Origin of the sequence: Sphaerisporangium sp. NPDC005289, from assembly GCF_040607455.1 — a bacterium.
In the GTDB taxonomy this organism is placed as follows: Bacteria; Actinomycetota; Actinomycetes; order Streptosporangiales; family Streptosporangiaceae; genus Sphaerisporangium; species Sphaerisporangium rhizosphaerae.
Genome location: NZ_JBEXGS010000039.1, coordinates 22,350 through 44,736, shown reverse-complemented (window position 1 = coordinate 44,736; position 22,387 = coordinate 22,350). Strand labels below are relative to the sequence as shown.

The 22,387-nt window shown below is 73.1% G+C and carries 20 protein-coding genes and 1 pseudogene; 10 read left to right on the top strand and 11 right to left on the bottom strand.

The features are described 5' to 3' along the window. Positions 1–204 precede the first annotated feature (204 nt). The 3 genes from ABZT47_RS38880 to ABZT47_RS38870 form a co-directional block, all read right to left on the bottom strand. Complete coding sequence (locus ABZT47_RS38880; RefSeq protein WP_354853361.1) at positions 205–1,035, bottom strand: ABC transporter permease; 831 nt, start codon at positions 1,033–1,035, stop codon at positions 205–207. Positions 1,036–1,381: 346 nt separating this feature from the next. Further along, positions 1,382–2,365 carry an ATP-binding cassette domain-containing protein gene (locus ABZT47_RS38875; protein ID WP_354853359.1) on the bottom strand — a complete coding sequence of 328 codons (984 nt, stop codon included), beginning with the start codon at positions 2,363–2,365 and terminating at the stop codon, positions 1,382–1,384. Between the two features lie 100 nt (positions 2,366–2,465). Continuing rightward, positions 2,466–2,603 (bottom strand): hypothetical protein, encoded by a 138-nt coding sequence (locus tag ABZT47_RS38870; protein ID WP_354853357.1) that lies wholly within the window; start codon positions 2,601–2,603, stop codon positions 2,466–2,468. Between the two features lie 84 nt (positions 2,604–2,687). Here ABZT47_RS38870 and ABZT47_RS38865 point away from each other — a divergent pair, with 84 nt between their 5' ends. Further along, positions 2,688–4,691: a cellulose binding domain-containing protein gene (locus tag ABZT47_RS38865; protein WP_354853355.1), complete on the top strand. Its 2,004-nt coding sequence runs from the start codon at positions 2,688–2,690 to the stop codon at positions 4,689–4,691. A 201-nt stretch (positions 4,692–4,892) separates the two neighbouring features. After that, on the top strand, positions 4,893–5,663 hold the full coding sequence (locus tag ABZT47_RS38860) for a TetR/AcrR family transcriptional regulator (protein ID WP_354853354.1): 771 nt from the start codon (positions 4,893–4,895) through the stop codon (positions 5,661–5,663). A 38-nt stretch (positions 5,664–5,701) separates the two neighbouring features. Here the strand turns inward: ABZT47_RS38860 and ABZT47_RS38855 are convergent. From ABZT47_RS38855 to ABZT47_RS38845, 3 genes and pseudogenes are all read right to left on the bottom strand, one after another. After that, positions 5,702–6,172, bottom strand: a pseudogene (locus ABZT47_RS38855) (transposase); the annotation flags it as partial. 106 nt (positions 6,173–6,278) lie between these two features. Further along, positions 6,279–7,019, bottom strand: coding sequence for a hypothetical protein (locus tag ABZT47_RS38850; RefSeq protein WP_354853352.1), 741 nt, complete (start codon positions 7,017–7,019; stop codon positions 6,279–6,281). Continuing rightward, positions 7,006–7,518, bottom strand: a complete 513-nt coding sequence (locus ABZT47_RS38845; protein WP_354853350.1) for a SigE family RNA polymerase sigma factor — start codon at positions 7,516–7,518, stop codon at positions 7,006–7,008. The genes ABZT47_RS38850 and ABZT47_RS38845 overlap by 14 nt, the downstream gene beginning before the upstream one ends. 130 nt (positions 7,519–7,648) lie before the next feature. Between ABZT47_RS38845 and ABZT47_RS38840 the strand changes: the two genes are divergently transcribed. Continuing rightward, complete coding sequence (locus tag ABZT47_RS38840) at positions 7,649–8,587, top strand: hypothetical protein (protein ID WP_354853349.1); 939 nt, start codon at positions 7,649–7,651, stop codon at positions 8,585–8,587. A gap of 321 nt (positions 8,588–8,908) precedes the next feature. On the opposite strand, the gene ABZT47_RS38835 is transcribed toward ABZT47_RS38840, so the two are convergent. After that, entirely contained in the window at positions 8,909–9,859 is a 951-nt protein-coding gene (locus ABZT47_RS38835) for an SDR family oxidoreductase (RefSeq protein ID WP_354853347.1), read from the bottom strand. Between the two features lie 115 nt (positions 9,860–9,974). On the opposite strand from ABZT47_RS38835, the gene ABZT47_RS38830 reads away from it, so the two are divergent. Continuing rightward, complete coding sequence (locus ABZT47_RS38830) at positions 9,975–10,544, top strand: helix-turn-helix domain-containing protein (protein ID WP_354853345.1); 570 nt, start codon at positions 9,975–9,977, stop codon at positions 10,542–10,544. Between the two features lie 205 nt (positions 10,545–10,749). Then, complete coding sequence (locus ABZT47_RS38825) at positions 10,750–10,935, top strand: hypothetical protein (RefSeq protein ID WP_354853343.1); 186 nt, start codon at positions 10,750–10,752, stop codon at positions 10,933–10,935. 53 nt (positions 10,936–10,988) lie between these two features. Here the strand turns inward: ABZT47_RS38825 and ABZT47_RS38820 are convergent, their stop codons facing one another. After that, complete coding sequence (locus tag ABZT47_RS38820) at positions 10,989–12,854, bottom strand: potassium transporter TrkA (protein WP_354853341.1); 1,866 nt, start codon at positions 12,852–12,854, stop codon at positions 10,989–10,991. A gap of 293 nt (positions 12,855–13,147) precedes the next feature. Then, positions 13,148–16,519, bottom strand: a complete 3,372-nt coding sequence (locus ABZT47_RS38815) for a BTAD domain-containing putative transcriptional regulator (RefSeq protein WP_354853340.1) — start codon at positions 16,517–16,519, stop codon at positions 13,148–13,150. Positions 16,520–16,840: 321 nt separating this feature from the next. Between ABZT47_RS38815 and ABZT47_RS38810 the strand changes: the two genes are divergently transcribed. The 4 genes from ABZT47_RS38810 to soxR all read left to right on the top strand — a co-directional run bounded on the left by ABZT47_RS38810 (position 16,841) and on the right by soxR (position 19,867). Beyond that, on the top strand, positions 16,841–17,248 hold the full coding sequence (locus ABZT47_RS38810; protein WP_354853338.1) for an ATP-binding protein: 408 nt from the start codon (positions 16,841–16,843) through the stop codon (positions 17,246–17,248). A gap of 185 nt (positions 17,249–17,433) precedes the next feature. Continuing rightward, complete coding sequence (locus ABZT47_RS38805) at positions 17,434–17,814, top strand: STAS domain-containing protein (protein WP_354853336.1); 381 nt, start codon at positions 17,434–17,436, stop codon at positions 17,812–17,814. A 205-nt stretch (positions 17,815–18,019) separates the two neighbouring features. After that, positions 18,020–19,360 (top strand): M1 family metallopeptidase, encoded by a 1,341-nt coding sequence (locus ABZT47_RS38800; RefSeq protein ID WP_354853334.1) that lies wholly within the window; start codon positions 18,020–18,022, stop codon positions 19,358–19,360. A 51-nt stretch (positions 19,361–19,411) separates the two neighbouring features. Continuing rightward, complete coding sequence (gene soxR, locus ABZT47_RS38795; RefSeq protein ID WP_354853332.1) at positions 19,412–19,867, top strand: redox-sensitive transcriptional activator SoxR; 456 nt, start codon at positions 19,412–19,414, stop codon at positions 19,865–19,867. A gap of 91 nt (positions 19,868–19,958) precedes the next feature. Here the strand turns inward: soxR and ABZT47_RS38790 are convergent, their stop codons facing one another. Further along, a complete protein-coding gene (locus ABZT47_RS38790) occupies positions 19,959–20,597 on the bottom strand; it encodes a LysE family translocator (protein WP_354853330.1) in 639 nt (212 codons plus the stop codon). A 263-nt stretch (positions 20,598–20,860) separates the two neighbouring features. On the opposite strand from ABZT47_RS38790, the gene ABZT47_RS38785 reads away from it, so the two are divergent. Further along, positions 20,861–21,355: a universal stress protein gene (locus ABZT47_RS38785; RefSeq protein ID WP_354853328.1), complete on the top strand. Its 495-nt coding sequence runs from the start codon at positions 20,861–20,863 to the stop codon at positions 21,353–21,355. Here the strand turns inward: ABZT47_RS38785 and ABZT47_RS38780 are convergent. Further along, the gene (locus tag ABZT47_RS38780) at positions 21,333–22,355 is read right to left on the bottom strand and encodes a YafY family protein (RefSeq protein WP_354853326.1); all 1,023 of its coding nucleotides are present in this window, start codon (positions 22,353–22,355) and stop codon (positions 21,333–21,335) included. The two genes, ABZT47_RS38785 and ABZT47_RS38780, sit on opposite strands and share 23 nt — an antisense overlap. Positions 22,356–22,387 lie beyond the last annotated feature (32 nt).

Below are 22,387 nucleotides of genomic sequence, written 5' to 3'. Positions count from 1 at the left end.
CTTGGGGCCGCGCCGGCCACGGGGGCGGGCCCCCCGGGGGGGGGGGCCCCGGGGGTGGGGCCGGCCCGGCGGTGGGGACGACGGCCCGGTGGGGACGACGGCCCGGTGGGGACGACGGCCCGGTGGGGACGACGGCCCGGTGGGGACGACGGCCCGGTGGTGGGTGCGACCCGATGGTGAGGACGGCCCGGTGGTGGATGCGGGTCAGCGGTCCAGGGTGCGGTACCGGCGGACCGAGAGCGGGAAGAAGACCGCGATGAGCAGCAGCGGCCAGGCGAGCGCCAGCAACGGCGCCTGCTGGGCCGCCCAGGAACCGCCGCCCCAGCCGGGGTTGCCGAACAGCTCCCGGGTCGCCGCGACCGTCGCCGACATGGGATTCCATTCGACGACCGCGCCGAGCCACCCCGGCATCGTGGCCGGCGAGGCGAAGGTGTTGGACAGGAACCCCAGCGGCCACACCAGGATCTGCACGGCCATGACCGCCTCGGGGTTGCGGATGGCCAGCCCGAGGTAGACGCCCGTCCACAGCAGGGCGAACCGCAGCAGCAGGAGCAGCCCGACGGCCGCCAGGGCGGGTCCGAGACCGTGGTGCCACCGCCAGCCGACCGCCAGCCCGCAGGCGATCATGACCGCCAGCCCGAGCGCGGAGTTGAGCATGTCGGCGGCGCAGCGGCCGGTCACCACCGCCGAGGGGGCCATGGGTATCGAGCGGAACCGGTCGGTGACGCCCTTGGCCGCGTCGGCGCTGACCGCGGTGAAGGTGGCCTCGATCCCGAAGACCATCGTCATGGCGAACATTCCCGGCATGAGGAACTCGCGGTAGTCCCCTCCTCCGGGGATGGCCATGCCGCCGCCGAACAGGTAGGCGAACATCAACACGATCATGACGGGGAAGAGCAGCTCCACGACGACCTGGCCGGGCCGCCGGGCCCGGTGCGCCAGGTCGCGGTGGGTGATGGTCCAGCCGTCGGCCAGCGCCCACCGCAACCGCGCGGCGGCCGTGCGGGGCGGCGCGGGCGCCGCCACCGAATCCATGACGGTCATGCCGCCACCTCCCACCCGTGCCGCGCCCCCGCGTCCCCGCATCCAGCGGGCCCGCCGAGCGCTCCGGGCATCACCAGGACCGTCCCCATGCCGCCGTCCCCCTCCGTCCGCGCCACGCCTCCACGCGCCCCGCGTTCACCGAGTCCGATGGGGGTACTCGTGATCGTCTCTACGCCACCGTCAACCTCCGTCCCCGGCCGGCCGCCGCGCCGCCTGTATCCACCGGGTCCGATGGGGGTACTCGTGGTCGTCCCCATGCCGCCGTCACCCTCCGTCCGCGCCACGCCTCCACGCGGCCCGCGGTCATGGGGTCCGACGTGGGTGCTCGTGGTCGTCCTCATGCCGCCGCCGCCTTCTTCGTCGGGTCGGGTGCCGTCGCCTGGTGGCCGGTGAGGTGGAGGAACACTTCGTCCAGGGTGGGACGGCGCAGGAGGATGTCCTCGACCGGTACCCCCTCCTCCGAGAGCGCGCGGGTCACGGCGGTCAGCGCGGCCACCCGGTCGCGTACCGGGACGCTCACGCGCCGCCGGTCGGTGTCGCGGTCGGCGCGCGCGCCCGCCACCCGTTCGGCGACCGCCGCGGCGGCGCCCATGTCGGCGGGCTCGCGCACCACGAGCTCGACGCGGTCGCCGCCGACGAGCGACTTCAGCTCCTCCGGGGTGCCCTGGGCGATCGTCCGGCCGGCCGAGAGGACGCAGATGTCGGTGGCCAGCCGGTCGGCCTCCTCCAGGTACTGGGTGGTGAGCAGCACGGTGGTGCCGCCGGCGACGAGCGAGGCGACGGCCTGCCAGACCTCTCCGCGTCCGCGCGGGTCCAGCCCGGTGGTGGGCTCGTCCAGGAACAGGACCGGCGGGGTGAGGATGAGGCCGGCGGCCAGGTCGAGCCGGCGGCGCATGCCTCCGGAGTACAGCTTGACCGGCTTGTCCCCGGTGTCGGCCAGCCCGAACCGTTCGAGCAGTTCGTCGGCGCGGCGGCGCGCTCCCGCCGTGCCGAGGTGGTACAGCCGGCCGAACATCACCAGGTTCTGCCGGCCGCTCAGCACCTCGTCCAGGGCGGCGTTCTGCCCCACCAGCCCGATGCGGCAGCGCGCCCGCGCGGCGTCGCGGACCACGTCGAAGCCGGCAACCTCGGCCCGGCCCGCGTCCGGCCGCAGCAGCGTGGTCAGGATGCGCACCGCCGTGGTCTTACCCGCGCCGTTGGGCCCGAGCAGCCCGCATACCGTGCCCGCCGGCACCGCCAGGTCGAACCCGGCCAGGGCCTCGGTGCGGCCGTACCGCTTGCGCAGCCCTTCGGCGAGGATCGCGTGTCCTGTGGACCCCACTCCCGCCTCCTTCCCATTAACTCCGTACGTTGTACCGTACATCATACGGGACATCGTACGGAATAACCGGGTCCGACGGAGACCTTGGGTGGGCGAGCGTTCAGCGGCCGGGTTTCGCCTCCGCGAACGGCCACGAGGACGGCGCGGGAAGCGGCGCGGCGATGGCGCCGGCGATGACCGTGCGCAGTGAAAGTTTCACGGTCGGTTGACGCAGGACGGCGTCAGCTCCCAGGATCATGGGTGCTTCCCGGTCGGGAGGCATGAGATGTCCATGGCGAGGGGTCCGATGCCGAAAGCTCTGTTAGCGCTAACATCCGCCGTCGTGCTGACGCTGGCCGGCCTGAACGTGCCCGCCGCGCACGCCGATGAGCCCGCCGCGGTCGCGGTGACCGTCAACGCCCGCGCCGCCCTCGCCACCGTCCCCGCGACCGGCATCGGCGCCAACCACGCGATCTGGGACGCCAACCTGGGCACCGACGCGACCGCCGACCTGCTGAAGGACGCCGGCGTGAAGGTGCTGCGCTATCCCGGCGGCTCCTACTCCGACATCTACCACTGGGCCGATCACACCGCGCCCGGCGGGTACGTGGCGCCCGGCACCGACTTCGACACCTTCATGCGCGGCGTACGGCGCACCGGCGCCCAGCCGATGGTGACCGCCAACTACGGCACCGGCACCGCCGCGGAGGCCGCCGCCTGGGTCCACCAGGCCAACGTCGTCAAGGGCTACGGCGTGAAGTACTGGGAGATCGGCAACGAGAACTACGGCAACGGCCGCTACGGCAGTGCCTGGGAGGCCGACGACCACGCCGACAAGAGCCCGGCCGAGTACGCGCGCAACGTCGTCGCCTACGCCGACGCGATGAAGGCGGCCGACCCCTCCATCAAGATCGGCGCGGTGCTGACCACGCCCGCCAACTGGCCCGACGGGCTGGTCGCCGCCGGCGACGACGGCACCTGGAACAAGGTCGTCCTGTCGGCCGCCGGACCGAAGATCGACTTCGTGATCGTGCACTGGTACCCGGGCGCGCTCGACAGAGCCGGCCAGATCCCCGACATGATCGACCTCACCCGGCGGCAGATCGCCGCGTACGCGGGCCCGGGGGCCGAGCGCATCGGCATCGCGATGACCGAGTTCAACACCGGCACCAGCAGCGCCGGCGCCACCACCCAGCCCGGCGCGCTGGCCGCCGCCGACGCCTACGCGACCCTGCTGGCGAACGGGGTGTTCACCGTCGACTGGTGGAACACCCACAACGGCATCGGCCCCGTCACCCAGGTGGCCGGGCAGACCGACTACGGCGACTTCGGCCTGCTGTCGAGCGGGGCCTGCACCTCCGGCGGCGAGGTGTGCGAGCCGGCGCTGAACACGCCCTTCGCGCCGTACTTCGCGCTGCAGATGGTGAGCAGGTTCGCCCGTCCCGGCGACCGGTTCCTCCGGGCCGCCACCGACCAGCCCAAGGTGGTCGCGCACGCCGTCCGGCGCCCGGACGGCGACCTCGCGGTGCTGCTGCTCAACACCTCGGCCGACACCTCCTACCCCGTCACCATCGGGTACGCCGGCTTCGCCCCGGCCGGCGCGGCGCCGACCGTGCTCACCCACACCAACGGCGCAACGAGCATCACCACCGCCACCGCCGGCAGCGCGACCGCCCAGACGCTGCCGCCCCTGTCGATGACGACGATCGTCGTGCGTCCCTCCTCCTCCCAGACCGGGCTGCCGGGGGCGCCCGGCCAGCCCACGGTTTCGGGGGTGACCGACCACGGAGCCACCATCTCCTGGCCCGCCGCCTCCGCCGGCGCCCGCCCGATCGTCAAGTACGAGATCCACCGCCAGAACGGCGTTGTCAGCGAGCAGCTCGGCGAGACCGCGGGCACCTCCTTCACCGTCGCCAACCTCAACCCCGGTACGCGCTACACGGTGAATGTGATCGCCCGGGACGGCGGCGGCGGCCTGTCGCCGGCGTCCCCGCCGCTGACCTTCACCACCGGCACGCCCGCGTCCAGTTCCTGCACGGTCCGGCTGAGCGACCAGAACGACTGGGGCAGCGGGTACGTCGGCGCCATCGACGTCACCAACAACGGCGCGCCGATCGACGGCTGGACGCTGGACTTCGCCTGGCCGCGTTCCTGGCAGAGCCTCGGCAGCGGCTGGGGCGGCGTCTGGACGCAGGACGGATCGCAGGTCAAGGTCGTCAACGAGGCCGGTCACGGCTCGCTGCCCACGGGGGCGACGGTCAGCGTCGGCTTCGTCGGCAACTACAGCGGCCCCAACGTCCTGCCCACGGTCTTCACTCTCAACGGGACACTCTGCTCGGCCGCGTAGCCTCCGTCCTCCTGCGGCGTCCCGCGGCCGTCCTCCTCTGAGGGCCGCGGGACGCCGGCGCAGTGCCCGTCCGTCCGGTGACGCGGGGCGCCGTTCACCGCCGGGCGGGGTGCGTCCGGCGTGGAGGGGGGCCGTTCGCCCGGGGCGGCGGGGTGCGGGTCCGGTGTGGTCCCGGGCGGCGGCCGTAGGATCGGGACCACGATGACCACGGAGTACACCGGCGGGGGCGACCCCGCGCGCAGCCTCGCCCTGCTGTGGCGCACCCGCGAGAAGTCCGGGCGCAAGGGCGGGCCCGACCTCAGCGTCGACCGCGTCGTCCGCGCCGCCGTCGAGCTCGCCGACGCCGACGGCCTGGCGGCGCTGTCCATGCGGCGCGTCGCCCAGCGCCTCGGCGTGGGCACCATGTCGCTGTACACCTACGTGCCGGGCAAGGCCGAGCTGCTCGACCTCATGCTCGACACGGTGTGCGGCGAGCCCGCCCGGCCGGCCGAGGTGCCCGGGGGGTGGCGCGGCAGGCTGGAGTTCGTGGCCAGGGAGAAGTGGGCGCTCTACCAGCGCCACCCGTGGATGCTGTACGTCGCCACCAGCCGGCCGCCGCTCGGTCCCAACGTGGCCGGCGCCTACGAGTACGAGCTGGCCGCCGTCGAGGGCATCGGACTGACCGACCTGGAGATGGACTCCGTCGTCACCCTGGTCGCGGGGTTCGTGCACGGCGCCGCGCGCGGCGCGGTCGACGCCGCCCAGGTCGCACAGCGCACCGGCGTGTCGGACGAGCAGTGGTGGTGGGCCCACGCCCCCTACCTGGCCAAGGTGATGGACCCGTCCCGCTACCCGCTGTCGGCGCGGGTGGGCACGGCCGCCGGGGAGGAGTACGGCGCGGCCTCCGCTCCGCAGCAGGCGTTCGAGTTCGGCCTCCAGCGGGTCCTGGACGGCGTCGAGGCCCTGGTGACCCGTCGGACGGCCGCGTCCTAGGACGGCCGGCGCCCTAGACGAGTAAGTCCTAAGTCCGGTCAGTGGTCGTAGGCGATCAGTGACCGGGTGATGGGCTGGCTGGTGGCCCGGTTGTGCCAGATCGCGGCGGTCAATGCCAGGATCCGTTGGGCGACGCGGGCGGCGACGCCCAGCGGGCTGCGTCCGCCGTGCAGTTCCAGGTCGAGTTGGCCTTTGAGGGTGTCGTTGACTGACTCGATGAGCTGGCGGATGGGTTTGAGGTGCTGTTCGCCGGGGCGGGGTGTGCGGTTGCGGTAGGACGGGCGTAGCAGCTGCATCCCACGTTCGGCCAGGTAGGCGTCCAGTTCCGCCGAGATGTACCCCTTGTCGGCGACGATCAGCAGGCCGGGGCGTTCGGCGAGCAGGTGCGGGTCGTGGTCGAGTACGGCCATCAGGACCTGACGTTCGTCGACCTTCGGGGTGGCCAGGGCCCAGGTGATCGGCAGGCCGGCCGGGGTACAGATCAGGTGCAGGCGCAGGCCCCAGAAGTAGCGGGAGCGGTGAGAAGGGTGTTGATGTCTGTCGTCACAAACGGATCATCGACACCCTTCACCCTTCCCCACAGCCCGCCTCAAAGCGACTTAGAGTTTACTCGGATTAGTTGTCGGCGGTAAGACCTTCGGCGATCTTGGTCAGCTCGCGGTCGACGGCCTTGGCGTTGGCGAATCTCTTCGCGTACGTGGGGCTGAACATGATCTCGGCCCGCCGCTGCTCCCCCATGTTCAGGATGAGCGTGGGGGTGCCCTTCATGCCGTCCTCGCCGACGTCTGCGATGACCGAATAGCCGGTCCGGTCGCCGACGGTCACCTCTTCGCCCTCCCCCTCGTCGCGGTACCCCTGCACACGGTCGTCGACCTCCTGGACGGCCTTACCCTCGTACACGAAGATCTGCACGCAGTAGAAGCTGTGCTTGTCGCCATCGAAGTTCCACGAGGTCGAGTAGCTGTCGCCGTAGTCCACCGACCAGTGGCCCCACTGCAGGACCTCGGGCAGGTAACCCACCTTGACGTGCTTGAGCGTCTTCCCGTCGCCCAGGTCCCCGAGGCTGGGAGGGGCGGACGGCACGGGCGGGATGTCGTCGATGGCGGGCGGCCCCTGCGTCTCGGAGGCGGCTGGCGTCTCCGAGACAGCGGGCGTCTGCATGGCGCCCGGGGCCACCGTCAGGTAGAGGGAGCCTGCCGCGAGGACGGCCGCCGACGTGGCCAGGGCCGCGACCCCGCCCCGCCTCCTCTTCCGCCGGGTTGACCGGACGACCCGGTCCACCAGGTCGGGCGCGGCGTACAGCCTCGCGGATTCGTCCGCCATGACCTGGCGGAGGCGTTCCTCAAGCGTGGGCATTGCCGATCACTCCTTCCACGGATGCCTCGCCGAGCGCTGCACGCAGCTTGGCCATCGCCTTCGACGTCTGACTTTTCACCGTGCCGACCGTGCAGCCGAGCACCTCCGCGGTCTGTGCCTCGCTGAGGTCCTCCCAGTACCGCAGGACGACCACCGCGCGCTGCCGGGGAGGTAGGCCACGCAGCGCGTCCATGAGCAGGTGGCGCAGATCGACGTCGGTCGAGCGCGCCGCCCTCTCCGGCAGGATGCGCATCGGGATGATGCTCAGGATCGCCCGGCGGCGGGCCCGGCTGATGGCGGTGTTGATGATGACGCGGCGCACATAGGGCTCGGGGCTGTCGTGCCGCACCCTGTCCCAGTTCCTGTAGGTACGCTCCAGCGCCGTCTGCAGCAGGTCCTCCGCCTCCGCCTCGTTCCCGCAGGCGAGATAGGCGACCCGCAGCAGCGTCGTGGCCCTTGCGGCCACGAATGCGCCGAAGTCGTGCTCCGCGCCGCTCACGTCTGTCTGTCCCGTTTCACGCCTCCTAATACGCCTTGGATCCTCCAGCAGTTGCCCGAGTGCCGCAGGCAACCTTGTGAGGCGCCCAGGCGTATTGGGGGACGTCACTTCGGACCTCTGGAGGAAACATATGAAGCTCGCGACAGCACCGGTCCGGCCGCTGATCGCCGTCGGCACCGGCCTGGCCGCCGTGGGCACCGCCGCCCTGCTGGGCCTGCCGAGCGTCGTTAAGGCGCCGGAGACGCGGCTCGCGGCCGCCGCGTCGGCTCCGCCTGAAGGCGCCTACTGGCATACGAGGGTGCTGACCCAGCGCACCGGTCCCCGCCAAATGGGCAGCGGCGCGAATCGCTACTGGGTGGTGGAGCAGGAGCTCAGTGAGGAATGGACCGCGCCCGACGGCAAGGCCTGGTTCGGATACCGGAAGGCTGGGGCGCACCCGAAGAGCGCGACGGACCGGAAGGCGTGGCGCCGCGACGGCTCGCCGGCCAAGTGGACCCGCACGGCCGACGGCCAGGTCGTGAAGCTGTCGACCGAGCCGGACAAGGGCCACGTCGGGCCCGTACGCGGCAACGACGACCAGTTCTTTCTGGCCGGGCAGAAGTTGACGTACGAGGAGGTCCAGCGGCTGCCCGCGGACCCGAACGCGTTGAAGTCCTGGCTCTCCGAGGCCGCGCGGGTCTCACGGGTCAAGCAGAACAACGTGGACCAGTACATCACCGGGGCGCTGCCGGGCATGCTCAACCAGCTTCCGGCGCCCAAGAACGTCCGCGCCGCGGCCTACCAGCTCTTGCTGACGATGCCCAGTGTCCGTTCGCAGGGAGAGACCAAGGACCGCATGGGCAGAGCCGGCGCGGCCCTGTCGATCGACCACCCGAAGGCCGTTCAGGACAACGGACTGACGATCAAGGAGAAGACCGACCTAGTCGTGGACACCGGCACGATGCTTCTGCTGTCCCAGAGCCAGACGACCGCGATCAGTGGCAAGCTGTCCCTCAACGAGACGAGCACCCAGATCGTGCTCGAGGCCGGCTGGACCAACACCGCGCCGGCCGTGCCCGCCCTGCCGTAGCGGCGCCCGCGGGTGAACTTGTCACCCGCGCTCTTTCGCCAAGCGCGGGGCCGGCCCGTCGGAAGCCGGTCCGACCTGGCGCCGGCCGCGATCGCCCGCAGTGCCAACGACCTGCGCGCCCGCGCGGAGGCGGAGTTCCCCGGTTCCGAGCTGCGCCGCTCGGTCGAGGAGACGTTCGCCTGGCTGCGCACCCGGCTCGCCGGGGTCCTCGCGGACGCGTTGTCACAGGGCGAGCTGGACACCTCGCTCGACCCGGCGGGCGCGGGGGGCTGCTTCGGCGCCGGGTTCGTCGCGGGGTGGCCGGACTTAGGACTTACTCGTCTAGGACGCGCCCGCCTGCGTGGAAGCGTTGTGGAAGTAGTGGCCTTTGTCCAGGTCGTCGATAAGTCCCGGCTGGGTCGGCCGCCACCCCAGCAGCTCGCGGGTCAGTGCGCTGGAGGCCGGGCTGTCGGCGGCGAGGAAGCCCGCCAGCCAGCCGAAGTGCGCGCCCGCGTCCTCGGGAGCGACGGCGGCCACCGGCAGGCCGAGATGCCGGCCGATCACCTCGGCGACGTCGCGGATGGGCACGCCCTCGTCGGCGACGGCGTGCAGGACCGATCCCGCCGGCGCCTGCTCCAGCGCCAGGCGGAACAGGTGGGCGGCGTCGAGCCGGTGCGCGGCGGGCCAGCGATCGGCCCCCTCGCCGACGTGGCCGGAGATGCCCTTGCCGCAGGCGATCGCGACCAGGACCGCGATGAAGCCGGGGTCCCCATCCCCGTGCACCGTCGGGGGGAGCCGCACGACCGACGAGCGGACGCCGCGCGAGGCCAGTGACAGCGTCATCTGGGCGGTCGCCAGCCGATCCCGCGCCGCGCCGCCCGCGTGGGCCACGTCCGGGCCGGACTCTCGCCCGTCCTGCTCGGTGGCCACCCGCCCGGGGGCGAGTCCGAGGATCCCGGAGGCGATGACCAGCGGCCGACCAGAGCCCGCGAGCGCCTCGCCGAAGGTCTCGACGGCGCGCCGATCGGCCTCCGTGGCCTCCGCGAAGCCACCGGAGAAGGCGATGTCGTGCTTGAACGCCAGGTGGATCACCCCGTCGGAGGCGACGGCCGCGTCGCGCAGGCCGTCGAGATCGTCGATGGTGCCGCGACGCACCTGTGCGCCGGCCGCGGTGAGCGCGGCGGCGGAGGCATCCGAGCGCGCCAGCCCGACGACCTGGTGACCCGCGCCGACCAGTTCGGGGACGACGGCGGAACCGATCCATCCGGAAGCGCCGGTGACGAATACGCGCATGAGAAGTACTCCAAAGGGTCGATCGTCCGGGGCATCCAGGCCCCCAGACCGATGTCAGTGACTGTCATCAACGTAGCACTGATGTCAGCCACTGTCATCAAGGTAGGATTCCGGCATGGGACGATGGGAGCCGAACGCGCGCGGCCGGCTGGAGCAGGCGGCGCTGGAGCTCTACATCGAGCGCGGGTACGAGCAGACCACGGTGGCCGAGATCGCCGGACGGGCCGGGCTGACCGAGCGCACGTTCTTCCGGCACTTCGCCGACAAGCGCGAGGTGCTGTTCTGGGGCTCGGGCCCGCTGCGCGAGCACCTGGTGGCCGCCGTCGAGGACGCCCCCGACGCGGCGGCCCCGATCGAGATGGTGGCACGCGCCGTCGAAGCCGTGGGCGAGCTGCTCGGCGAGCGCCGCGAGAGCGCCCGGCGGCGCCGGTCGGTCATCGCCGCGAACCCCGAGCTACAGGAACGCGAGCTGATCAAACTCGCCACGTTGTCCGCGGCGCTCGCCGGCACGTTGCGCGGGCGCGGCGTCACCGATCCGGCGGCGAGCCTGGCCGCCGAGGTCGGCCTCGCCGTCTTCAAGGTCGCGTTCGAGCGCTGGGTCGGCGACGACCCCGGGCAGCCCGGCCTGTCCGAGCTCATCCGGGAGTCCTTCGACGAACTGAAGGCCGTGACCGCGGGCGGATGACGACGGACGGCGCGTCCGCCGCGCCCGGCTCCCCGGCCGGACGGCGGTCACCGTCCGGCCTGCGAGGCGACGGCGGTCACCGGCCGCCGGCCGTTCGGCGAACGAAGAGGCGGCGCAGAGCCGAGCGGCTGCGTACGGCGAGATCGTCTGAGATGATCGCGCCTGGAGATCATCGGACCCCGGCGCACCCCTCGGAAGGTCGGCAGTGGACGGGTTCTTCGTCGATCACGGCGGACTACGTGACCTCGTACGGGGACACTCGGCGCGGCAGCTGGACGTGGACGCCTTCCCCGGCGTTCTCTCCGAGCTGACCGGGGCCCTGTCGGAGGTGGCCGAGAGGCTGGGGAGGGACCGCCCCGCGCCGGGCCGGCCCCCCACGGTGACCATCTGACGCGACGGTCCCGCCGAGGACGGCCCCCTGCCCGCCGCGCGGCCTCCAGGAGGTCAGAGGTTCTCGGCCAGGACGATGACGTTGTCGTCGGCGCCGAAGGTCAGCGGCGCGGTCTTCGGCGGGTTGAGCATCACCCCGAAGGAGGGGGTGTGGTCGCTGTGCCGCTTGACCCGGTAGCCGATGGCGGTCTGCCCTCGCCGCTTGGCCACCTCCACGACGGTCGCGAAGTTCGCCTCCACGCCAGGGACGAGGTAGTCCGAGGCGGGCAGCAGGTGGATCTCCGGGCCGGTGGGGTCGAACAGCTGGGAGAACACGCCGTGCAGATGCCGGTTCTCCGCGAGCTGGGTCAGCAGCAGGCTGATGAGCTTGGTGCTGATGATGAAGTCGTCGGCCTTGGTGACCTGGAAGATCTCCCGGTTGGCGTCGTCGTTGATCTCGGTCACGATGGTGTAGGGGTCTCCGAGGCTCACCTTGATGTCGCGCAGGTGCAGCAGCGTCACCAGCGTGCGGTCGTCGGCGTGCTCGGGGTCGACCTCGTCGTCGGCCAGCACGACCAGGTGCCGGTAGCCGCCGAGGTCGAGGTTCTCCAGCGACCGCCGGCTCGTCGGCCGGCAGTACTTGTAGCCGACGGTCAGGTTCTCCCGACCGGTCTCAAGGACGTCCACCGGCCGGCCAGGGGCGGCGATGTCCACCACCGACGCCGGCTCGACCAGGCGGTCCAGCAGGTCGATCAGCTTCAGAGCGCGCGAGTTCCACCCGATGAGCAGGGTGCGGTCGGGCGTCTGCGCCCGGTCGGGGGCCGCCGCGACGGCCTCCGGGACGATCGCGGGAGCGGAGCCGGCGAGCTGGATGAGCAGGTCGTCCTCGGCCAGGACGATCACCTGGTCCCTGGCGTCGATCACGGTCTCCTGCGCGGGGTTGAGCATGACCCGCCCGTCCATCCGGCGCAGCCCGACCGGGATGCCGAGGTCGTAGGCGCTGAGCGCCTCTCCGTAGGTGCGGCCGGTGAGCGCGGGCTCGGGGCGGATGTACAGCTCGTTGCCGTCGAAGTCCAGTAGGTCGGTGCAGACCGTGGACAGCCCCGACTGGCGGTGCGACTGGGCGACCAGCCGCACGGTGATGTCGTCGGCGTCGATCACGATGGCCGACTCGCCTCCGGCGAGGCGCGCGGCGGCGAGGTTCTCCGACTCCTGCACGGCGGCGACCACGTGCGGCCGCGCCCCCCGCCAGGCGCGGTTGTTCAGCAGCAGCAACGCCTTGATCACATCGACGTCGGCGTCCTTGTCCGGAGAGGGCAGCACCATGATCGCTTTGGCGGTGTCCGGGCTGACGAGCTCCAGGTCCACCCGCTTGAGCGGGCTTCCCGACCGGCAGATGACCCTGGTGCGGCCGGTCTCCCCCACCCGGGCGCGGATCTGGTCGTCCATGTCGACCTTGTCGCGGTCCGCCAGGATCACCACACAGGACCGCCGTTGCCCCTCGTTGGCCTTGACCAGCTCCTCGATCACGGTGAAGACCTGCTCCGACCAGCCGAGCACGATCGTGTGACCGCTCTCGATCAGCCGGGACCGGCCCTTGCGCAGCTCGCTGATCCGGTTCTCCAGACCGGTGGTCAGCACACCGATGAGCGAACTGACGATGAAGATGCCGCCGATGGTGATGGTCAGCATCAGCGCCAGGAACACCGGGCTCCCGCTGTCGCCGCCCATGGTGCCGGGGTCGATGGCGCGCATCAGGCTCATCCACCCGACGGTCCCCCAGCCGCCGTTCTCCTCGGTATCGGTGAAGGCGACCACCGCGGCGGTGACCACCACGATGAGCACGACGGACGCCAGCGCCAGCCAGCCGATCAGCGCCGGTGTGCCGCGGTCCATCGTCCCGTCGAACCAGTACCGCAGACGCCCGCGCAGTCTCCGCATCCTTGCCCCCGCCCATCGCAGCCGTGAAAAGCCGGCGTCCTCAGCCGCCGGCCATCGATCATTGAAGCAGTAACCCAGGGCGAACCGTGCACGTGTCAGGACATCGCCCCGGCTCCCCGGCGGAGACAACGCCGTTCCGGCCCAGCTCAGAGGGCTCCTCGCCGCCGGACGCCGTCCGCAGGGGTCATGCGAGGACTGCCGCCACCGACAGGGTGAGACGGGCACGTGCTCGCAGAGGTGAGGCGGGGTCGCGGGCGGCGGAGCGGTACTCCGCGGCTCGCCACGGCGGGCCCTCAGAGGCCGGACAGCAGGGCCGCGGCGTCCGGGGCGGGTGAGGAGGCGCCCGCGCGCCATGCCGCGGCGAGAGCGGCCTCCCCCAACGCGCCCCGGCATCGGGCGACCAGCGCGGCCACCTCGCGGTCGGCGCTGTCGGGCACGCCCCGCAGCCGGGCCGCCGCCGCCAGAGCGGCGGCGGCCCGTCCGGGCTCGCCCGCCCCCACGAGCCACTCGGCCGCTCCCTCCAGGACGGTGGCGCGCGCGGTGTCGTCCGAGGTCGCCGCCACCGCCTCCAGAGCCTCCCGCAGACGCCGCCCGCCGGCGGCGAGGTCGCCCGCCAGGGTCTCCACCCGGGCCGCCTCCAGCCACACGAACGCCACCAGCTGCGCCGGGATCATCGGCGGCCGTGACCCCGTGCCGCCGCCGGCGGACCGCTCGGCCGGCAGCAGGTCCATCGCCCGGCGCAGGCGCGTGCGCGCCCCCGCGTGGTCTCCCGCGCGGCGCGCCGTCTCGCCCAGGGCGTGCCAGGTGCGGGCCTGCGCCAGCGCGTCCCCCGCCCGCTCGGCCGCCACCCGCGCCTGCTGGAGCACCGCCTCCGCGCCCGCGAGGTCGCCGGTGCGGGCCCTCAACTGGCCCAGCCGCACCGGCAGCATCGCCGGGCCGGGCAGCGCGTCGACGCCGCCGATCTCCGCCGCCCGCGCCGCCGACTCCTCCAGCAGGACCAGCGCCTCCGCCGGCTCGCCGCGGTTCTCCGCAACCAGCGACAGCCAGAACAGCGCCAGCGCCATCCCCCAGCGCTCGCCGAGCCCGTGGAAGGCCCGCGAGGCCGAGCGCACCATCACCTCGGCGCGTGGCGCGCCGCCGGGGACGAACTCGAACTCCACGATGCCCTCGATGAGCAGCGTCGTGGCCCGCGCCCACGCGTCCGGGTGGCGGCCGAAGTGCTCGACCGCGGCGGCGCGGCGCCGGATGTCGGCGACGCCGCCCGCGTACGCGCCCACGATCGCCCACGAGCCGAGCACCGCCGGCCGGTCGGACCGGTACATGCGGTCCAGCAGCTCACCGGGCCGCGTCCCGGCGACGCCCGCGCCGTCGCCTTCGCCGCCGGTGTCCCCGGACCCGGCCAGGAGCAGGCACATCGCGTGCTCGGCGGCCAGCCCGGGCGGCGGCGCGTCGCCGGTGGCGCGGGCCACCGCCGCCGCCCAGTCGGCCGCCTCCCGCCGCCTGCCCCGCATCACCCACGACCACAGCCGCGCCGTGTACAGCCGGACCGCCGTCTCGGCCCACCCGCACTCGATCGCGTGGCCGAGGGCCGCGTCCAGGTCGCCTTGATGGCCGTCCAGCAGGCGCAGCGCGGCGGCCTGCTCCGGGCCGCGCAACGACGGCTCGCAGCGCTCGGCCAGCTCGAGGAAGTACGCGGCATGCGCCGCCCGCACCCGCCGTTCCTCCGCCCCCACCCCGGTGCCGTCCGCGCACTGGGTGCTCTCGGTGCCGTCCGGGGTCTCCGGGGTCTCCGGGGTCTGGGCGAGTTTCTCGGACGCGTAGTGGCGCACCGTCTCCAGCAGGCGGTAGCGCACCCCGCCGCCGTCCCCGGCGAGGGGCGGGCCCGGCCGGGGGTCATCGGCGGCCTGGACCAGCAGGGACCGGTCGACCAGCGACGTCAGCACGTCCAGGCCGGCTCCGCACACGCGCGCCGCGGCCTCGGCCGACGCCCCGCCGCCCGCGAACACCGACAGCCGCCGCAACGCCGCCCGCTCGGGCTCGGTGAGCAGCTCCCAACTCCAGTCGATCGTCGCCCGCAACGTGCGGTGCCGCCGCTCCACCGCGCGGCTGCCGCGTCCCAGCACCTCCAGGCGGTCGCCGATCATGCCGGCGAGCTGGGCGAGGGTCAGGGAGCGCAGCCGGGCGGCGGCCAGCTCGATCGCCAGCGGCATGCCGTCCAGCTCCCGGCACAGCCGCACGACGTCGGCGAGGTTGCCCTCGTCGACGGCGAAACCCGGGCGGACGGCCGCGGCGCGCTCGGCGAACAGGGCGACCGCGGCGAACGACGGCGCCGACAGCGGCGTGACGTCCTCGCCGGGCACCGCGAGCGGCGGCAGGGGATGCAGGGCCTCACCGGGGACGCCGAGCGGTTCCCTGCCGGTGGCCAGCACCCGCACGCCCGGCGCGGCGGCGAGCACGCGCTGGACCAGCTCGGCGGCCTCCTCCACCACATGCTCGCAGTTGTCCAGCACCAGCAGGGCACGGCGCCCGGCCAGCGACGCGCACAGCCGCTCGGCCGGCCCGGCCCCCGGGGCGCCGCCGAGGCCGGCGAGCAGGCCGGTGCCGGCCAGGGCCGCGTGGACGGCCGCCGCGACGCCGGACGGACGGGCCAGGTGGCCCTGGACGCCGGACGGAGGGCGCAGGTGACCCAGGACGCCGGACGGACGGGTCACGTGGGCCAGCTCGACCAGCCATACCCCGTCCGGCGCCCGTTCGCGTCGCGCCGCCTCCACGGCCAGCCGGGTCTTGCCCGCCCCTCCCGGCCCGGTCACGGTGACCAGGCGCGCCTCCCCCAGCAGGCGGCCGACCCTGGCCAGGTCGTCGCGCCTTCCAACCAGGCGGGTCAGCGGCGCCGGCAGGTTGCCCCCGGCCGCCGTGCCCTGGACGGCCGGGGAGGCGTCGGCGCGGAGGGCGTGCAGGTGGGCCGCGCGGAGTTCGGCGCCCGGGTCCACGCCGAGCCCGTCCGCCAGCGCCGCGCGCACGCGCTCGTACACCCCCAGCGCGTCCGCCCGCCGGCCGTCGGCGCACAGCGCCCGCATGAGCCGGGCCTGGAACGGCTCCCTGGTGGGATGCGCGGCCGCCAGCTCCTCCAGCTCGGCGACCAGCCCGGGAACCGCGCACGCCAGGTCGGCGTCGATGCGGGCCTCGAGCGTGGCCAGCCGCAGCTCCTCCAGCCGCGCGGCGGGCGCGGCGGCGAAGGGGAACCGGGAGGCGTCCACCAGCGCGGGCCCGCGCCACAGCTCCAGCGCCTCGCGCAGCGGCCCGCCCGCGCCGGACGGGTCGCCGGCGCGCAGCAGGGCCGCGCCCCGGGCGGCCCGCGCGTCGAAGACCCACGCGTCCACGGCCGGCCCCTCCGCGCCCAGCCGATACCCCGACGGGTGGGAGGCGACCGCCTCCCGTCCGCCGAGCTCACGGCGAAGGCGCGCCACAAGGGACTGCAGCGCCGCCGCCGGGTTGGCGGGCGGCTCGCCCGGCCACAGGTCGTCGACCAGACGCTCGACGGTGACGACCCGCCCGGGGTCGAGGGCGAGCCGTACGAGCAGCGCCCGCAGCCGCGCGCCCGCGACCTCGACCGGGTTCCCGCCCGCGTCCTGGACCCGGAGCGGCCCGAGGATCCCGACGCGCACGGCATCCCGCCCTTCCCTCGATCACGACGGCTCCATTCTCGTGGACCCGCGTCGGCCGCGTGGTTCGTCCCTGCACTTACCTGGACCGGAACGCATGGAGTGCCGTATCTCTGTTATCGCCGGGCTCACGGGGTAACAGGTGAATTCTCCGGCCCCGGGATGCGGCGCGCCGATTCGTCCTTACCGTACGGTTGTGCGGACGCCGCGCCGCCGGGGGTGGGAGAGCGGCCGGTGCGTGACCCAGGACGTCCAGGCGTTATGGTCAAGCCCGTGGCGGAGTTCTGACAGGTGGACGACTGGCGGCGTGGCAGGAGGGTGCCGGTGGATCGCAGGGGGCATGCGTCCGCGCAGTGGCCGATCACCGATGATCTCAGCACCTTGCGGGGGCAGGTGCGCGGGTACGCCGCTCTGGCGGGTCTTTCCGGCGTGCGCCTGCAAGACCTGGTGCTGGCGGTGAACGAGGCCGCCGCCAACGTGCTCGACCACGCCCACGGCGAGGGGCACGTCCAAGCCTGGCATGACGAGCGCTCCGTCACCGTCGAGGTGCACGACCGTCTCGGGCAGCTCGTGCCCGCGCACGCCACCGCCGGCGACCCCGGGGTGACCACGCTGCGCGGCCGGGGCCTTTGGCTCATGCAACAGCTGTGCGACGAGGTGCGCATCACCAGGGACGCCCAGGGGTCGGCGGTGCTGCTGCGCCAGGAGATCAACGGCCTGCCGAAGGCCTGACCCCGACCGGGTCCCCTCACTTACCGATCAAGCATCGCTCTATCTGTGGGCAGGGGTGGCCGCTTCGCATATCGTCACCGATGTGGAGCATCAGCTAGTCGCCATGCGGGCCGGTCCCGGTGCGCGCACCCCCGGTCACTCGCCCGCGGCCCTGTCCGCCGTCCCGCCGATCCAATGCTCGCTCCGTGAATAGGTCGCCCATGAACTTCACCGTGCAGGTCGAAGGCGGCTCCGCCGACGGCCACTCCTCCCCGGTGCGCACGCTGGTCCTGACGGGGGAACTGGACCACGGCAGCGTCCCGCACCTGCAGAAGGCGCTCGACAAGGCCTACGCCGACCAGTGCCGGCACCTGATCATCGACGTCACCGGCCTGGCCTTCTGCGACTCCACCGGCATCAGCGTGTTCCTGGGCGCCCGGCGCGCGCTGGCCGCCCGCGAGGGGAGCGTCGCGCTCGCCGGCCTGAACGCGCGCGTCCAGCGCACCTTCCGCCTGACCGGGGTGGCCGACGCCTTCTCGACCTACCCCACCGCCGACGAGGCCCGCGCCGCCCTGTCCGCGTCCTGACCGGGGCGCCCGCACCGCCCTCTCCCGGCCGGGCATCTTGACCGGGGCCATGACCGCGCGCCCGCACCGGCGCCACCGCCGAGCGGCGCCGGCCTGCACGTCCTCCATGCCGGGAGTAAGGGGATCGTTGACCGGCCCCGGGAGAGAAGTTACGTTACGTCGGCGGGGCGGGGGTTTCCGGTGTTCGGAAGGGAGAACCGTCCTCATGCTCCGACGAATGCTCTTCTCCGCCGCTGCGGCGGCACTGCTGCTGCTCGGCGGCGTCCCGCCGGCCGCGCTGGCGGCGGACGCGACCCGCACGCCCGCCACCGCCGTCTACACGGTCACGCTGGCCAGTAACGCCTCGGGCAGCACCTGGACCGGCCATCAGAGCGTCAGCTTCGGCAACCCGTCCGCCGACCCGCTCACCGAGGTCTACCTGCGGCTGTGGGACAACTACCACGGCAGCTGCCCCTCCACCCCGGTCACGGTCACCAACGTGACGGGGGGCACGCCCGCGCCGCTGTCGGTGAACTGCACCGCTCTGAAGATCACGCTCCCGTCACCGCTCAACCAGGGCCAGAGCACCTCGATCGGATTCGATCTGAGCATCGTGGTCCCGAGCGGCGCCGACCGGTTCGGCCGAGACGGGTCCTACAACTTCATCGGCAACGCCCTGCCGGTGCTGGCCGTCCGGGACGGCAACGGCTGGCACCTGGACCCCTACACCGACAACGGCGAGGCGTTCTACCAGCTGATCAGCGACTACACCGTCACCCTCGACCATCCGACCTCGCTGCTGGTGCCCGCCACCGGCACTTCGGTGGACACGCCCGGCGCCTCCGGCCGGACGGTGACCACGGCCACGGCGAGCAAGGTGCGCGAGTTCGCCTGGGCGGCGGGGCCGTTCGTCAAGACGACGAGCACGACCACCACCGGCGTCACGGTGAACGTCTACCGGGTGAGCTCGATCAGCTCCAGCAGCGCCGCGTCCATGATGACGACCGCCAAGAACGCGCTGGTGGCGCACGCGGGGCGTTTCGGCGCCTTCCCCTACGGCGAGGTCGACGCGGTGCTGGACAACAACTTCTGGTTCGGCGGCATGGAGTATCCCGGCTTCGTCCTGGACGTGATCAGTTCCACGGCGCTGGCGCATGAGCTGGCCCACCAGTGGTGGTACGGCATCGTCGGCGACGACGAGTACAACAGTCCGTGGCTGGACGAGTCCTTCGCCGACTACGCGACCGACCTGTACAACGGCATCTCGGGCACCAACTGCTGGAACAGCGTCTCCTGGCAGTCCTCCGCCGAGAAGATCAGCAATTCGATGGCCTACTGGGACGCCCATTCCGGCCGGTACGGCACGGTCGTCTACGGCTACGGCAAGTGCGCGCTGCACGACCTGCGCCGCGCCATCGGCACGACCGCGATGCAGAACCTGCTGAAGGACTACGCCGCCTCCCACTGGCTCGGCGTCTCCACCACCGCCGACTTCAAGGCCGCCGCCCAGGCCGCGACCTCGGTGAACCTGTCCTCGTTCTGGACCACGCACCGCATCGACGGCTGACCGCCCCGGCCGGACCTGAACTAATGTTCAGGTCCGGCTAGCCTTGGCGGCATGACACGAGTCTCCTGGCGGGCCGCGCAACTGACGGTCGGCGAACTGTCCGAGCGCAGCGGCGTGCCCGCCTCGGCCCTGCGGTTCTACGAGCGGCAGGGCCTGATCCACAGCCGGCGGACGGCCGGCAACCAGCGGCGCTACACCCGCGACACCCTGCGCCGGGTGGCCTTCATCCGGGCGTCCCAGCGCGTCGGCATCCCGCTGGCCACGATCAGGGACGTGCTCGCGCTGCTGCCCGAGGGGCGCACGCCCACCCGCGCCGACTGGGCCCGGGTGTCCCAGTGCTGGCGCGAGGACCTCAACGGGCGCATCGAGCAACTGGAGCAACTGCGCGACCGCCTCGCCGACTGCATCGGCTGCGGCTGCCTGTCCATCGACATCTGCGCTCTGGCCAATCCCAAGGACGCTCTCGGCGAGCGGGGTCCGGGCGCGCATCGCCTGATGAAGACCTGAGGTTCAGCAAGCCGGCCCCTTTACAAAGTATATCGTGTCGGTGCGGGATCCGGTTCGCGGCCACGCGGCGCCGCCGGCGCCCGGGTGGGCGTCAGCGGCCGTCGGCGACCATGCGCAGGCCGAGGCCGATGAGCACCACGCCGGAGACCTGCTCCAAGCGGCGGCGCACCGAGGGCCGCTCGAACACCGGGCGCACCCGGCCCACCATGGAGATCACCCCGAGGTACCAGACCGTGTCGACCAGCACCCAGACCACGGCGAGCAGCATGAGCGTCACCGGCACGTCAGCGCCGGCCGGCACGAACTGCGGCAGGAACGACATGGCGAACACCGCCGCCTTGGGGTTGGCCATCGCCGTGCCGAGCCCGAGCAGGAACGACCGCCGCGGTCCTCCCGAGCCGTCCGGGCGGGCGGTGACCGCGGCGGGAGCCGGCGAGGCCACGGGACGGGAGCGGCGGGCCTGCCACAGCGACTGCGCGCCCATCGCCAGCAGCAGCGCCGCGCCGGCGACGCGCATCACCTCGTAGGCCACCTCGGACGCCGCGACCAGGGCCGACAGGCCGAACACCGCGGCGAGCGCCCACAGCAGCACCCCCACCTCGTTGCCGAGCATCGCGGCGACCCCGGCGGGGCGACCGGCGCGCACGGTCTGGCGGAGGATGATCGCGGTGCTCACGCCGGGGATCATCGCGATCAGGAAGCAGGAGCCGATGAAGGCGGCGAGGTACATGCGGGCATCCTCGCCACACCATGTCACCGCGGGCAACCCTTTTTCCCACCGCCCCGGCCGCCCTGACCCCCAGCCGGCTCACCCGTCATGCCGGGCAGGGGCGGTCACGGGGCAGGGGATGCATGGCGGGCTGCGACGGGGCGAGCAATGCCACACCCAGAGTGATGAATTGTGTGTGTATTGTGACATTTAGTGAGCATTTTTCCCGAGCTTTGGCGGCTCGTCACCTGTCTCACGCGATGATCGATGGGGAGGAGGTCCCCGTGACGCACAACACGAGTCGACCACGCATCGTCGTGGGCGTGAGCCACTCCCCCGCGGCGACGGCCGCCCTGCGCTGGGCGCTCGGCGAGGCCCGGCTCCGGGACGCGATGATCCAGCCGGTGCACGCCTGGCAGTGGTCGGGGCAGCACCGCGCGTCGTACGCGCCCATGGGCACCTGGCGCTCCCACGACGAGGAGTACGCCGCCGCCAGGGAGCAGACCCGCCGTGTCGTCGCCCAGGTCGCGCCCTCCCTCACGCCCATCGTGGCGCACGGGCCGCCCGCACAGGTGCTGCTCACACACTGCGAGGGCGCCGAGATGCTGGTGCTGGGCATCCGCAACCCCGAGCCCGGCACGCCGGTCGCCGCGACGCCCGTGCTCGCGGCGCTGATCATGAGCGCCCCCTGCCCGGTGGTGGTCGTCTCCCCCAAGTCCGTCCCCCGGCCGGCCTTCCCCTCCTACGAGGTCACCCTCAGCGTGGCGCCGACCGGATGACCCCGCCGGGGTCGTCGCGGCCCGCCGTGTCGCCGTACATGGCGGCCAGGCGCGTCACGGTGCCGGCCATCATCTCGCGCAGCTCCGGCGGCCCGAGGACCTCCAGGTTCGCGCCCAGGCGCAGCAGCTGCCAGCAGGCGTGCCGCACCGACTCGACCGGCAGCCGCAGCACCGTCCAGCCGTCCTCGCCCGGCGGCCCGGCCTCGGCCAGCGCGGCGTCGACCGGGCGCGCGCCGAGGGTGTGGCTCAGCAGACCCTCCATCCCCGGCGCCAGCCGCACGGTGGCCTCGGCGGTGTACATGCGCTCACGGAACTCGGCCGTGTAGGTCTGCCAGAACTCCCCGAGGTCGAAGCCCTCCGGGCGGGCGAAGCGCTCGGGCAGCACCTCCAGCGACACGATGCGCGAGACACGGTAGGTGCGCGCGGCCGACTCCTCCGGCGCCGCGACCATGTACCAGGATCCGCCCTTGAGGACCAGACCGTACGGGCGGACCTCCCGCACCACCTCGGCGGGCCCCCAGCGGCGGTAGACCATGCGCAGCCCGCGCCCCTCCCACACCGCGTCGGCGACCTGCCCCAGGTGGGGGGCGTCGTCGGCGTCGCGGTACCAGCCGGGGACGTCCAGCAGGAACCGCTCGCGCATGCGTGAGGCCTGGGAACGCGGCTCGGGCGGCAGGGCGGCCAGCAGCTTGAGCTCGGCGGCGGCGGCCACCTCGGCCAGGCCGAGCTCGGCGGCCGGCCCGGGCAGCCCGGCCAGGAACAGCGAGGACGCCTCCTCGGCGGTCAGGCCGTTGAGCCGGGTGCGGTAGCCGTCCAGCAACCGGTAGCCGCCCGCCGGGCCCCGATCGGCGTAGACGGGGACGCCCGCGGACGACAGCGCCTCCACGTCGCGGTAGACGGTGCGCACGGACACCTCGAGCTCCTCCGACAGCTCGGCGGCCGTCATCCGGCCGCGCGCCTGCAGGACCAGCAGTAGGGAGATCAACCGGCTCGCGCGCACGCCCCCAGTCTCCACGATTTGCCAAACAAACA